Consider the following 12602-nt stretch of genomic DNA (forward strand, 5'->3'; position numbering starts at 1 on the left):
TCGTTATTTCTAAGATTTTGAATCCAATGCCTATTGGCACTGCAATCAGGTATCAATTTGGCAAAGAACGCAGTGACGAATTGACCATCGTCAATAACAAAACCCCTGCTGTCGTTCATAATGCAGCAGTTTTTCGATGGAGAATTGTCGTGGAAATCTCAAAAGCTATGCACAGAAATGCTGATTGGGTCAGCACCGAAACTTCAGTAGCCGATATCGCTAAATTACTAAAGAAGAACGACATAGGTGCAGTTCCGGTGCAGGAAAATGATAAGTTGGTTGGAATAATCACTGACCGGGACTTGGTTCTTCGCGTAACTGCTGAGGGTCGTGACCCGGAGAAGACAAGTGCCAAAGAGGTGATGAGCCAGAATGTCATCTACTGCGAAACGCACCAGACTGTAGAAGATGCAATTCATCTGATGGACCAGAAAAAGATCCGCCGCCTACCTGTTTTGGATGAAAAAAAACAAGTTGTTGGAATGCTTTCTGTGGGCGACATTTCACATTCGGTAAGCCGTGAACTGGTTGGGGAATTGATGCACGCTGTTTCTGATCACCACTCGTGAAGCCTGGGATTTGATCGAGGTTCTGCAATACTACGCTCTGGAAAGTAAAAAAACTTAGTACTATCAGGATGATCTTACGCGAGCTTTAGACGATGATTTTGCCGAGGGTCACCAGGACTGTCCTTGTCACGCGCGAGGTTGATAAATGCACTATAGCACTGGTATCGATTCAAAATCATGCGGCACTTTTTGGCGATGCCAATTCTCGTAATCTTTTCTTACTTGTGCTTCGTAACGCCCATTCAAAGCCGGCGATTATCGAAATTATGTGAACCCTTTAACCAGGCGATCATGTTAAATTGTATTTCCTTCAGACAGCGCACCAAGACAAATACTAAATTCTATTTTAGATAGAATTACTGGTTTATAGTTTCTTTAAAATTGTATTTATAAGGGTGACACGCTCAACCCAATCGGATACCAACTCCGAAAATCTACCTGGGGGTTTTCATGTTTCTTTTTTCTATCGAAGGTTGTTATTTCATTTCAACTACCTATGCCCTGGATGCAGTTGGCCGACATCCTAACATTTCGTGCCAAAATATCGAATTTACTGAAGAAAATCAGTAAAGGCTAAACATCAAAATCCGCACTAAAGAAACTACCTTCCGATAGGAAAGTTAAATGGTAGCAACAAAGCTGAAAAAATCCATTCATGCCGCGCGAAAGACAATTTTTGCTGCTCTGGTAAACCAACTTCACAAACGGAAAGAAATGATCCCTTTTAAGAGTGATTTGGTTAGCGCCAAAGGTTTCTTGGAAGTGGTTAAGGTCTGCAAGCTTGCTTGGCTCAAACCCAAAGGAGACAAGACCCTTGGCGATGTTCGGGTCTGGGGGGGTGAAATGGTCTTCATCCTGTTGCTGCTGGCCGTCGCGGTGACCGGGCTAATGCTCTACGCTGTTGGAGGCTCAGTTTTGATGCCCGCACTCCTGACGCTGCATCTTGGTGCTATTCTGGCCTTCTTCCTGCTAATGCCATTTTCCAAGATGGTGCACGGGTTTTATCGCCTCACCTCGCTTGTGCGCGACGCGCAACTCAAATGAACACCTACATGCAACAGCTTTCCTATCACGCCGTATGAACGAGGTTTTACCAGATTTACCGAGATGACGTGACCGCGCTGCAGCGGCCCTAAGAGGGGTGTAAAAGGCTGCTTTGGGACGTCTTTACATGTGGTTAGGAACTGGCACGATGGACGCGCGTTTTGTTATTCCTGAGTTGGAAAGCAGTAACATCCAGCGACATCACTGGAATTAGGAATTACGTTGCTGATCAATCCCTAACTAATATAACATATGTTATATTCTAAGCAGCAAGACGAATCGCATGGATCCGACGTTAAGAATCAAGACTATTGCAGCATTGAAAGAGGGGATTATGCAGTTTTCACCTCAGATGAAAATTGCGGCAAAATATGTCCTGGATCATCCCTCGGATTTCGGTTTGGATCCAATTCGCGACACCGCGCGCAAAGCACGCGTCAGCACATACACCCTTGTAAATATGGCTAAAACACTCGGGTTTCGAAGCTATGATACATTTCGTCAACCGTTTCGTCACGCGCTTGTGGCTGGCGCAACTCTGCGAAATAACCCTGATTGGCTCACCGATATTCGTGTGCAGTCGGAATTGGGACCAGTCTTTGCAGACGCCGCAAAAAATGCGCTTTCAATTGTCACACATTCATTGGAACGTCAGCAATTAGATGAGCTAGAATTGATTGCAGATACACTTTTCTCTGCAAAAACGGTGTATTTAACTGCCGTTAGGTCAAGTTATGCGGTCGCCTATTACTTACACTATGTTGGTCGGATGGCGCTGCCATCTCTGCAACTCATTCCACAACATCGCAACAGCGCTATCGACGATTTGAATGAAGCCAAGTCAGGGGATGTTTTAATTGCAATCACGGTAACTCCCTATTCCAGGGAAACGATCGAGGCCTGTGCTTTCGCCAAGAAAAAAGGCGTAAAACTCCTGTTAATCACAGATTCTGAGTTTGTTTCGCCTCAGCTGAATCCTGACCACACATTGATCGCATCAATGCTGAGCACGCATAACTTCGGATGTTTTTCGGGTATGATCGCAGTGGTAGAGATACTGTTAGCCCTGCTGATGCATCGCGGTGGTCTTGGGGCCAACGACAGGATCAAATCTTATGAAAAACTTCGATTAGAGAATAACGCCTATTGGTTCGCACAAAAAAAACATTAGTTTTTTCGTGACATCCTCGAACACATTTAGGACCCTCCCCGTGTAAAAGACGTGCGTTTCAACGTCTCACTCAGGGAGAATTTCATGATACACAGCAAATTATTTTGCGGTCTTGTGGCCGCAGCTTCGATTGCATTTGGTGGTGCCGTGTCTGCACAAGACCAGCAATTCATCTCAATCGGAACAGGTGGCGTTACTGGCGTTTACTACCCAACTGGTGGAGCAATTTGCCGTCTGGTGAACCGCGACCGCAAAGAGCACGGAATCCGCTGTGCAGTGGAATCCACGGGTGGTTCGGTTTACAATATCAACACCATCAAAGCAGGCGAGCTTGAGTTCGGCGTTGCTCAGTCAGACTGGCAATATCACGCATATAACGGCACATCCAAGTTCGAGGACAATCCCTTTCCTGAAATCCGGGCAATGTTTTCTGTTCACCCAGAGCCGTTCACTTTGATCGTACGAGCTGATAGCGGTATTACTTCTTTTGAGGAACTCGCTGGTAAGCGCGTGAATGTCGGCAACCCAGGTTCCGGACAACGTGCAACAATGGAAGCTGTCATGGCGGCGTTCGGTATCGGCATGGATGATTTCGCGCTTGCAACGGAATACAAAGGATCAGAGATGGCCAAAGAGATCTGCGACGGTAACATCGACGCGATGATCTACACCATCGGTCACCCAGCTGCCGCGATCAAGGAAGCAACGACAACTTGCGATGTAAATTTGTTGTCTGTATCGGGAGCGCCAATTGATGCGCTGATCGCTGACAACCCATATTACCGTACGGCGACTATTCCAGGCGGCATGTATGCTGGCACAGATGACGACACCACAACATTCGGCGTTGGTGCGACGTTCGTGACCTCTGCCAATGTTTCTGACGATGTTGCATACGTTGTAGCAATGGCGGTTCTTTCGAATCTGGACGATTTTCGCGGTCTTCATCCTGCTTTCGCAAACCTTGATGCTGCACAGATGATTAGTGATGGCTTGTCCGCACCTCTGCACCCAGGGGCTGAACGCGCCTATAGAGAACTGGGCCTGATGCAGTAGCGGACAACTGTTGATGTCTTGTAAAACCTAACGCCAGCGCATCGCCTCGGTGCGCTGGCGTTTTGCATAATGTAAACGTAATTCGACGGGGGTTAGTGAATGACCGATAGTGCAACCAGAACCGCAGAAGATATGGTGGCCGAAGCCGACACCGGCGCGCGTAACGCAGGTCCCTTCGTAACAAAATTGATCTTTAGTCTTTGCATCATATGGTCGTTGTTTCAGCTCTACATCGCGTCGAAATTGCCGGGTGTTCTGGCCCAAGCAACAGGCATCAGCATGATGGCAAATATCGTAGCACAAGCGCGCTACGTGCACCTTGCTTTTGCTCTTGTACTGGCGACTTTGGCATTTCCGATTTTTGGCCATCGAAACAAGGTGCCTTGGTATGATTGGGTTTTAGTGGCGCTTGGTTCTGCGGCGTGCCTGTACCTTGTTGTTTTTCGGTTTCAGATCGCTGACCGACCTGGTCTTTGGTCGACCTCTGACATTGTAATGTCTGGTATCGGGATGGCTGCCCTGATGGTTGCTGTTTTTCGTTCGCTTGGGTTGCCACTTGTCATCATTGGCTCTCTGTTCCTCGCGCTAGCTTTCTTTGGTGGTTATTCTGAATGGATAGGAAGCATTACAAACTATGGCGGTTCGTCATTCAGTAAAGCGATGGGGCACTATTGGATGCAAACCGAGGGCGTCTTTGGTGTCGCCTTAGGCGTCTCAACATCGATGATCTTCCTTTTCGTGTTGTTCGGTGCGTTTTTGGAAAAAGCCGGCGGCGGCAACTGGTTCATCAAGGTTGCCATATCATTGCTTGGTGCGCTTCGCGGCGGTCCGGCAAAGGCTGCTGTATTGTCTTCTATGATGACCGGAATGATATCTGGCTCATCCATCGCAAATACCGTAACGACCGGGACGTTCACGATCCCTCTGATGAAGCGGATCGGATTCTCGCCTGAAAAGGCCGGCGCTGTCGAGGTCGCATCATCGACCAACGGGCAATTAACACCGCCTGTTATGGGTGCAGCAGCGTTCTTGATGGTCGAGTACGTGAATATTCCCTACATCGAAGTCGTCAAGCACGCCTTCCTGCCAGCAATAATTTCCTACATCGCACTGTTATACATCGTGCATCTGGAAAGCCTAAAGATGGGCCTTGAAGGTTTAAAGAAACCAGGACGTCAAATTGGCGTTCTGATGATTCTGATATTGTTCATAACGGGATTCCTTGGCATGGCCGCGATCACATTTCTGGTTGTTGGTTTCCGTGCCATGTTGGAACCCATGATGCCCGGAGCCACCGTGTACCCCGCGCTTGCGTTGCTCGCTCTTGCCTATCTGGGTCTGCTTTACGTTGCTTCCAAATTTCCAGACATTGAGGTCGATGATCCAAATGCGAAAGCTGTGTCAGCACCACGTCTGACGCCTACATTTCTGGGTGGTGCCTATTTTGCGCTCCCGATCTTCGTTCTGGTTTGGAACTTGATGGTTCGCACCGAATACCTTGATCGGCTTTCGCCTGCCCTGTCAGCATTCTGGGCGACTGTTACCATGATCATTGTCGCTTTGACGCACCGCCCCATAAAGGCGGTATTTCGAGGTGAGTCTGATTTGGTAAACCAATTTATGGAAGGCTTCCGCGAATTTGTGGCGGGTCTCGAAGGCGGCGCAAGGAATATGATCGGAATAGGCGTCGCAACAGGCGCAGCCGGCATCATTGTTGGGACGATCTCGCTCACTGGTGCACATCAGATCATCGGACAAGTGATCGAGGTCATCTCGGGCGGGAACCTGATTATTCTCTTGGTACTGGTTGCAGTCTTGTCTTTGATCCTTGGAATGGGACTTCCCACTACTGCCAACTACATCGTTGTGTCGTCACTAATGGCACCAGTGATCGTATCCGTGGGCGCACAATCAGGTTTGATTGTACCACTTATCGCTGTGCATATGTTCGTCTTCTACTTCGGCATTCTTGCAGATGATACGCCACCTGTTGGTCTTGCCGCTTACGCTGCAGCAGCGATATCGCGCGGGGATCCGATCAAGACAGGTCTTGTTGGATTCAGCTATGACATTCGTACGGCCCTTCTGCCATTCATGTTCATTTTCAACACTGACCTTTTGTTAATCAATGTTGGACCGGCAAAAGCGGTCATGGTTTTCTTTGTCTCACTCGTCGCGATGCTGGTATTCGCGGCAGTGACCCAAGGCTACTTCATCGCCAAATCCCGAAAGTGGGAAGGTGCGGTCATGCTATTGGTCGTATTTATGCTGTTCCGCCCCGATTTCTTCCTTGATCAATGGCAAGACAAGTATACTGAAAAGACGGGTTCAGAAGCACTCACTGCGCTAGAAGCATTGCCTGTGGGCTCTTCGGCACGTTTGCGAATTTCGGCTCCTGACTTTGACACCAGCGTTGTTGGATCTACAACGGTCAGCTTTACCCCCGACGCAGAGGGGACTGGAGCTGAGCGGTTGGAAGCGGTTGGACTCTCCGTAGTCGAAGACAACGGTATTTTGACGCTGGACGAACCCTTCCCCGGAACGCCCTACTATGACATCCTGGCGAATGACTATGATTTTTACGGTGAAGAACCAGCCCAGATCGAAGCGGTAGCGATAGAAAATGACCGAATGGCAAAAGAGATATTTTTCATTCCAGCGTTGTTGTTGTTGCTGATGATCGTTACCATTCAGCGACCACGTGCCACTCAACCAGCGTTTTGAGGAGAGATCAAACGTCTTCCCAAGGAAAATTGTCCAGCCGCTCGGTGCCGGTTTCCGTTACCAGAACCTGCGTTTCAAGCTTGACGCTTTCAGAGCCTTGTTCCGCGACAAGGCTTTCGACACAGATGACCATGCCTTGTTCAACCCGGCCCGACATTGCACTCTCATCGAAATCAACGTGAAGCGGAATGACAGGCCATTCATCCGCCATGCCGACGCCGTGGGCGGCCACTGAATAGCGATAGTCGACGTGCTGATCGGGATGCGCCAGCTCTTTTCGTTGAACTCAGCAAAGCTCAAGCTTGGTTTCAGAATATCAAGATTGTGATTGATCTGGTCAAGCGCAGTGCCGTAAACCCGCCGCTGATTGTTGGTCATCGGCCTATAGCCACAGATCCAACTGCGGGAGAGGTCAGCGCAATAACCGTAAGGGCCTGTCATATCCGTATCAAATGAGATCATCTCGCCTTCGCGACACGCTCGATTCGAGCATTCCATGTACCATGGGTTGGTGTTTGGCCCGCAAGTCAGCAACTTGGTCTCCAGCCAGTCTCCGCCAGACCGTGCATTTTCGAAATGAAGATGCGCCCAAAGCTCACGCTCGGTCGCACCGGGGACTGAGTGTTCATAGATCCTCGCCATCCCCGCCTCGCAGACCTGGATCGTCCAGCGCATCAGCTCAATTTCTTCGGGTGACTTGATCGATCTGGCGCGTTCGGTCAGCTCGGTTCCTTCAACATAGGTGAAACCGCGTGTTTCCAATGCATGCAGGCCCGGGCCGCCCAGTTTGTCGACGGCAATGCGTTTATTACCGCCACCGTGCTGGAGCATAAGATCGGCAATTTCATCGGCCCAGGTTTCAACCCCTTCAACGGCCTTGTCGCCCTTCGTCATGAACATCCAGGATACGGCCGTGCGGATTTCATCAATGCCAGGAAGCCCGCCATTCAGGTGCTCACACCCTTTAAATTCCCACAGGATCGCCGGGCCATTGGCCAGGATCATCGCGTAGCGTACCGGGTTGTGGCTGGTCCAGACCTGCATGTTAGAACTGTCGAACGCATAGCGGATGTTAATCGGATCGTAGAGCAGAAGGCCCGCCACATCGTGCAATTCAATCTGTTCGCGAAACCGCCCCAGACGATAGGCCCTGGCTTTGTCCAATGTGATCTGACTGACCGGGCTGATCAAAGGCTTGTCCGACCCTTCACTATTCAGATAGGTCAGTTTTCGGTCGTCTTTAAAGGCGTTCTGCGTCTGGGTCATTCTGCGCCCCGATATGGAAATGCATGTCATAAGCAAACGATTGCGAAAGCGCCGAAAGTTTAGAAGGGAATCATTCCAGAGGTGCCTTCGGAAAAAGCATGGTTACTCTAGGCTACGGTTCGCCCGTAAAATCCCATCTGCTCATCAGCTGTGAAAGCAACACCGGGCTGTTCATAGTAGCAAAAGATGGCAATCACACGATCCTTCCGTCCTTCTACCGGAACAACGCGATGTGGAGTGTTGACACCGCGAAACACGTTCAAGGCACCCGGTTCGGGCATGATTTGCTTGATTTCCGGATCTTTCCCAGCCAGCACAGCGGCAACCCCGTCGTAATTCTGGTCATCTGCAGTTCGCAGGTCTTTGCGATATTCAAGCTGGCCACCCGTTTCAGGGGCCTGCAGCAGGATTGTCGTGGTGAACTCTGAACGGTCGAAGTGCCAATTCAACCCTTCGCCTGCACGTGTCGCCTGCATGTTCACGCATGCCATTTTGTCATCCATCGGGTACAACTTGCCCTTGCCCATCGTTGCGGCCAAGAAATCGGCAAGGGGTTCCCACTCGTAAACATCAATCACCGGATTGCCGTTCAGTTGATCTGCACAGAGTGTGTGATTGATGGTGTCGGACTTGACCATTGCGGGGTGGTTGTCATCAACTCCGGGCATTGCATCCTTAAAGTAGACATTATGGCGCCGCGCATGTCTAAACGAGGCCGTATTCATTGCGGGTTTTGCCATGTCCGCGGCGGCCTGAGCCACACCCGGTTTGAAAAAACCCGGCAAGTTGAACATGCCTTTGGAAGCAAGATCGGCCCGGCATTTTTTAACCATTGCGACGTATTCTGGGCTGTCCGGGCGGTCCAGCGGGTATTTTTCGAGATCAAGCAGATGATTCATCATGGGTCCTCCATTACCCCTAATTGAACGCAAATGCTGGACGATCACAACCAGTTCAATTATTAGGTAGCATAAGAAAAACTAGGATCTCCATGCATATTCTCCCTTCTCTGAATGGACTAAGAGCTTTCGAGGTCGCTGCGCGTTGCGGAAGTTTCGTGTTGGCTGGACAGGAACTGGGCGTCAGTTCTGCTGCCGTAAGCCTTCAGGTAAAAAGTCTCGAAGACCATCTGGGCAAGAAACTTTTTGTTCGCAAGGGGAACCGTATTTCCCTGACAGATGCTGGAGAGGAGATTTATCCAAAGCTTGCGCGCGCTTTTGGTGAGCTTTCAGAAGCCGCCCAGATCGTGCGCAGAAACAAGCGTACCCGGCAACTGGTCGTCAGTACACTTCCAGCATTGTCAGAGTTATGGTTACTTCCAAAAGCGCTGCGCTTCAGTGAGCAAACTGGGGTCTCTCTGGATATCCGGGTTCAGGAAGATCCTATTGATTTCGAGCGGGAAGCTGTCGATTTGCGTCTTACATATGGCTCAACATTTTACACGGAATACCGCCAAATTCCCTTGTTCAGTGGTATCGCAATTCCGGTCTGCGCACCGGCCTTCTGGGAACAGTATTCGGACCCAGAGGGATTGCTGGTCAACGTTCCCGATGCTAAATTAATTCATAATAAATGGGGTCCAAGTTTTTCGAGCGAGCCTCACTGGTCGGATTGGCGACTTAAGGCCGGAAACAGGACTTCAGATCCTTCCGACCCGGGTTTAATCGTCAGCGATTTGTCACTTGCAGTATCAGCAGCAAGACAAGAAGCCGGGGTCGCCCTTATCCCCTCCATTCTTGTCAGTTCTGACATCAGCTCCGGTTCATTGGTCTCACCTTCCGCAATAAACCTTCCAATGAAAAAGGATTATGCCTGCGTTTTTCCAAATGCTCGGGCAGAAAGCCCGACATTCAAGATGTTCCTGAATTTCTTGGGCCTGAACTGACTAAGAAAACTTGGTGTATCCTTTTCCGCTATAAGAAAAAAATCCAGCCGACCGTCCGTCGCTAGTGAGTGGTAACCTTGTCCCGCGCTACAGTCATTGGATGATCACGCAGAGAACGACTGTTGTGAGCCCAATCTTACCAATTCTGCGCCGCATACATACGTGTCGAACACTGTTTCCTTGACCGTCAATTGTATGTAGTTTCGAATTATGGAAGCTTTGTTGATCGCGCTAGCAGCGATTGCTGTATTGTTAGTTGCCGCTTTGATCGGTAGCCTTATTTCGAAGAGGGCTGGCTACGAAGCTAGTGAATGGCTGGGTTGGCTGTTCGGAAATGTCGTTTTTCTGTGTGTCTTTGGCGGTGGCGTCTACGTAATCCTGTGGGGCATACGTATACACTATCCTGTTCCTATCCTAGTTGGGTTTGCTATCGTTGTATTCGTTGGCGGGTACTTCTGGTATTCGATTAGGCGTGGTCCCGGAGGCTGAGCGCAGTACGCCAGTTTTGGGCATACACTTGGCCTCGTCTGCATTGGAAGAATCTGGCAAAACGGGGCTGGCTTAGAGTTGGCTGGGACGGCAGACCATTCAGTTTTCTTCATTCTTGAACCACTTCGCCTACGGCCATGTTGAGAAACCACTTGGTTGTCGTTTCCACGTGCGTGGGTTTTGATCATTGAACTAAACTCTGTCGCTGCCTGGCCGCAATGAAACGGCGGGTTCGTTCCGCATGGCGGTCGTTTGATCAGATTGCAGCGAATTTCTGCTCTGAGCCAAGTTGACCGAATTCTTCTTTGCAACGTATGTAGGCTTTCGGCGTCTGGGGCCAATCAGACGTGAAAGCAAAAGCCTCACAAATGCTGCAGCCAATTGATAAGGGCATCAACTCTTTTGGTGCGATTTACAGAGCGCGGTCTGGCCAGAAAACAGCCGTAGAAGTAAGTTCGACATCCGAGAGGAGGACCAGTTACCCGTCCTCGAGTTCACGCACAACCATCGCATCATTTAATGCAATGCCCTGGCCATCAACAACGGCCTGCACCCTGACATTCGGATCAGGGATGATCAAAGTGTCCTTGCGAGTTTGAGCAGGTAACTGTTCTCCAAATTTCTGGCGAGGGGGTCGACACCACAGCGGTCGTTGTTCAAAGCCTGGTTTACGACCCTCAGAAATCCAGAACGCACGCCTAAAGCCGCCATTCACTTGATGGCAAAGAACGTCCCCTTTGCCGTCTGACATTTCAACCAATGGCCGACCGTGACCAAACGGTTGAAATTGCCAACTAAAAACGCCTTATATGCTAAGCTTAAGGAGTGCTGTTCCAGATATCCCAATGCAGATGCCAAACACCGCTGTCATCCGCTTTCCAGACAACAATGTATTTTCCTCCTGCTTGGACCATTCCACCGTTACCATCGGGCGCTGTGAGGGTGTATGTGCCTATTTCATTTGCAATACCGCCTAAATCATCAAGATCAACTGTCGTCAACTTCAGGTCAACCACTCCGGCATCTACATAAGCTTGCCACAATCCTTGAATGGCTTCGCGCCCATCGATGCGGGCTGTATCAGGAGCAAGAAGTGCGGAGTCGGTCGTATAGTGCGACGCAACAGCAGCAGCATCACCGCTGTTGAACGCCGCTTCAAATGTTTCAACGCGCGCAGCAATGTCTTCGGCCGTTCCTGCATATGCAAAAGAAACTGTCGATGTTGCGATTACCGCAAATATGGTTTTGACAAAATGTCCCATAAATCTTCCTTCCTTATTAGGTGCCAATCACGACTGCTCTCTAGAATTTGCCTGATTGAGAATGTACCCGGAGGTACTTTGCCCCAGAAAATTCGGCTTCCGCGCGCGGAAGCTCTCCGTTGCTCAGCTGCACATTTGATAAATTCACGCTCCACTCCAAACCGTGAATAGACGTAAATAAGCAGGCCCGAAGTGACATTCACTCGGTCATACAGACGTTTTCTTGTTTATCGCTGAAGCGTTCTGCATGGGGCCCATTATTAGCGCGAAGCGGCACTATCCCTTCAACGTCAATATAGTAAGAAAATGGGAGCCATTGGTTCATCGTCTGCGCCAACCTTGTGTCTCCGCTGAGAAACAAAGAGCCATTTTCAAGTTCGCGTCCGATGTTCGTCCGCCCCGTCAGTATACCTCCCAAGGAGACAAGGTCGGTTTCTATATAAAGATTGATGTCATAACTTGGTTTTGTGACGCAAAGATCACGCTCTCCGCCGGGATAGAACACTATCCAAAATGTATCGCGTGCCAAGTTCTCATCATTAAAGTGAAACTGAAAAATGACACGCTGTGCCGGAAATTTCTCTGTATGAATTTCTCGGCGTAGCTTCCACATCAGCGCAGATACGTCTGTGTCACAAAGGGCGATTTCGGCAGCGATATTTTGTTGTGCCCAGACCCCTAACGCATTCAGCGCGGGTTCCAGATCAATCGCTTTTTGTGTGCGAAAATAATCTACTGTTCCGGTCGCCTTGTTCTCGACGCGATCCACCATACCAGCAACTTCCAACTCCTTCAGTCGTTTTGACAGTAGCCCCGGAGAGATGTTGCCGACTCCTCGGCGGATGTCGTTAAACCGCGTCGAACCTGCCCACATTTCGGTCAGTACATGGATTGTCCATCGCGGCTCCACAACTTTACAGGCATGCGAAATCGGGCAAATAGCACCGTATCGTTTACTAGGCATCAGCCTCCCTCCTCCTAAGGACAAGGTAACGTTTCTTTGCAAATCTGTCTTAGCCCCCTAAAACTGAGCCACTATTTGAGTGTCACAGGAGGAAGAAGGGATGGCTCGGAAACGGTATTCGGATGAGGATGCGCTGAAGATATTGCGCGAGATTGACGTACATCTGCATGAT

12 protein-coding genes are annotated in these 12602 nt (G+C 49.7%); 7 read left to right on the top strand and 5 right to left on the bottom strand.

The window, feature by feature from the left end; all coding sequences use genetic code 11:
* Nucleotides 1-26: 26 nt before the first annotated feature.
* From J4E70_RS10165 to J4E70_RS10185, 5 genes are all read left to right on the top strand, one after another.
* Nucleotides 27-569 (top strand): CBS domain-containing protein, encoded by a 543-nt coding sequence (locus tag J4E70_RS10165; RefSeq protein WP_246531689.1) that lies wholly within the window; start codon nt 27-29, stop codon nt 567-569.
* Between the two features lie 624 nt (nt 570-1193).
* Complete coding sequence (locus J4E70_RS10170; RefSeq protein ID WP_213889054.1) at nt 1194-1613, top strand: hypothetical protein; 420 nt, start codon at nt 1194-1196, stop codon at nt 1611-1613.
* 283 nt (nt 1614-1896) lie between these two features.
* Nucleotides 1897-2784 carry a MurR/RpiR family transcriptional regulator gene (locus J4E70_RS10175; protein WP_213889057.1) on the top strand — a complete coding sequence of 296 codons (888 nt, stop codon included), beginning with the start codon at nt 1897-1899 and terminating at the stop codon, nt 2782-2784.
* 84 nt (nt 2785-2868) lie between these two features.
* Nucleotides 2869-3840 (top strand): TAXI family TRAP transporter solute-binding subunit, encoded by a 972-nt coding sequence (locus J4E70_RS10180; RefSeq protein WP_213889058.1) that lies wholly within the window; start codon nt 2869-2871, stop codon nt 3838-3840.
* Between the two features lie 99 nt (nt 3841-3939).
* Nucleotides 3940-6564 carry a TRAP transporter permease gene (locus tag J4E70_RS10185; RefSeq protein WP_213889059.1) on the top strand — a complete coding sequence of 875 codons (2625 nt, stop codon included), beginning with the start codon at nt 3940-3942 and terminating at the stop codon, nt 6562-6564.
* 57 nt (nt 6565-6621) lie between these two features.
* On the opposite strand, the gene J4E70_RS10190 is transcribed toward J4E70_RS10185, so the two are convergent.
* A complete protein-coding gene (locus J4E70_RS10190; protein ID WP_213889060.1) occupies nt 6622-7830 on the bottom strand; it encodes a M24 family metallopeptidase in 1209 nt (402 codons plus the stop codon).
* A gap of 107 nt (nt 7831-7937) precedes the next feature.
* Entirely contained in the window at nt 7938-8732 is a 795-nt protein-coding gene (locus J4E70_RS10195; RefSeq protein ID WP_246531690.1) for a HalD/BesD family halogenase, read from the bottom strand.
* A gap of 20 nt (nt 8733-8752) precedes the next feature.
* Here J4E70_RS10195 and J4E70_RS10200 point away from each other — a divergent pair, with 20 nt between their 5' ends.
* Both J4E70_RS10200 and J4E70_RS10205 read left to right on the top strand, forming a co-directional pair.
* On the top strand, nt 8753-9715 hold the full coding sequence (locus tag J4E70_RS10200) for a LysR family transcriptional regulator (protein WP_213889063.1): 963 nt from the start codon (nt 8753-8755) through the stop codon (nt 9713-9715).
* A gap of 222 nt (nt 9716-9937) precedes the next feature.
* The gene (locus J4E70_RS10205; RefSeq protein WP_213889064.1) at nt 9938-10204 is read left to right on the top strand and encodes a hypothetical protein; all 267 of its coding nucleotides are present in this window, start codon (nt 9938-9940) and stop codon (nt 10202-10204) included.
* 478 nt (nt 10205-10682) lie between these two features.
* Here the strand turns inward: J4E70_RS10205 and J4E70_RS10210 are convergent, their stop codons facing one another.
* From J4E70_RS10210 to J4E70_RS10220, 3 genes are all read right to left on the bottom strand, one after another.
* Nucleotides 10683-10955: a hypothetical protein gene (locus J4E70_RS10210; protein ID WP_213889065.1), complete on the bottom strand. Its 273-nt coding sequence runs from the start codon at nt 10953-10955 to the stop codon at nt 10683-10685.
* A gap of 67 nt (nt 10956-11022) precedes the next feature.
* Nucleotides 11023-11466: a YybH family protein gene (locus J4E70_RS10215; protein ID WP_213889067.1), complete on the bottom strand. Its 444-nt coding sequence runs from the start codon at nt 11464-11466 to the stop codon at nt 11023-11025.
* 199 nt (nt 11467-11665) lie between these two features.
* The gene (locus J4E70_RS10220; RefSeq protein ID WP_213889071.1) at nt 11666-12430 is read right to left on the bottom strand and encodes a winged helix-turn-helix transcriptional regulator; all 765 of its coding nucleotides are present in this window, start codon (nt 12428-12430) and stop codon (nt 11666-11668) included.
* Nucleotides 12431-12602 lie beyond the last annotated feature (172 nt).

It is taken from the genome of Pseudohalocynthiibacter aestuariivivens, assembly GCF_018457175.1.
Lineage (GTDB): Bacteria > Pseudomonadota > Alphaproteobacteria > Rhodobacterales > Rhodobacteraceae > Pseudohalocynthiibacter > Pseudohalocynthiibacter aestuariivivens.

Excerpts from the sequence above, each read along its gene's own strand:
- J4E70_RS10175 (WP_213889057.1), top strand. The coding sequence starts at position 1,897 with ATGGATCCGACGTTAAGAATCAAGACTATTGCAGCATTGAAAGAGGGG.
- J4E70_RS10220 (WP_213889071.1), bottom strand. The coding sequence starts at position 12,430 with ATGCCTAGTAAACGATACGGTGCTATTTGCCCGATTTCGCATGCCTGT.
- J4E70_RS10165 (WP_246531689.1), top strand. The coding sequence starts at position 27 with ATGCCTATTGGCACTGCAATCAGGTATCAATTTGGCAAAGAACGCAGT.
- J4E70_RS10190 (WP_213889060.1), bottom strand. The coding sequence starts at position 7,830 with ATGACCCAGACGCAGAACGCCTTTAAAGACGACCGAAAACTGACCTAT.
- J4E70_RS10185 (WP_213889059.1), top strand. The coding sequence starts at position 3,940 with ATGACCGATAGTGCAACCAGAACCGCAGAAGATATGGTGGCCGAAGCC.
- J4E70_RS10210 (WP_213889065.1), bottom strand. The coding sequence starts at position 10,955 with ATGTCAGACGGCAAAGGGGACGTTCTTTGCCATCAAGTGAATGGCGGC.
- J4E70_RS10180 (WP_213889058.1), top strand. The coding sequence starts at position 2,869 with ATGATACACAGCAAATTATTTTGCGGTCTTGTGGCCGCAGCTTCGATT.
- J4E70_RS10215 (WP_213889067.1), bottom strand. The coding sequence starts at position 11,466 with ATGGGACATTTTGTCAAAACCATATTTGCGGTAATCGCAACATCGACA.
- J4E70_RS10170 (WP_213889054.1), top strand. The coding sequence starts at position 1,194 with ATGGTAGCAACAAAGCTGAAAAAATCCATTCATGCCGCGCGAAAGACA.
- J4E70_RS10195 (WP_246531690.1), bottom strand. The coding sequence starts at position 8,732 with ATGATGAATCATCTGCTTGATCTCGAAAAATACCCGCTGGACCGCCCG.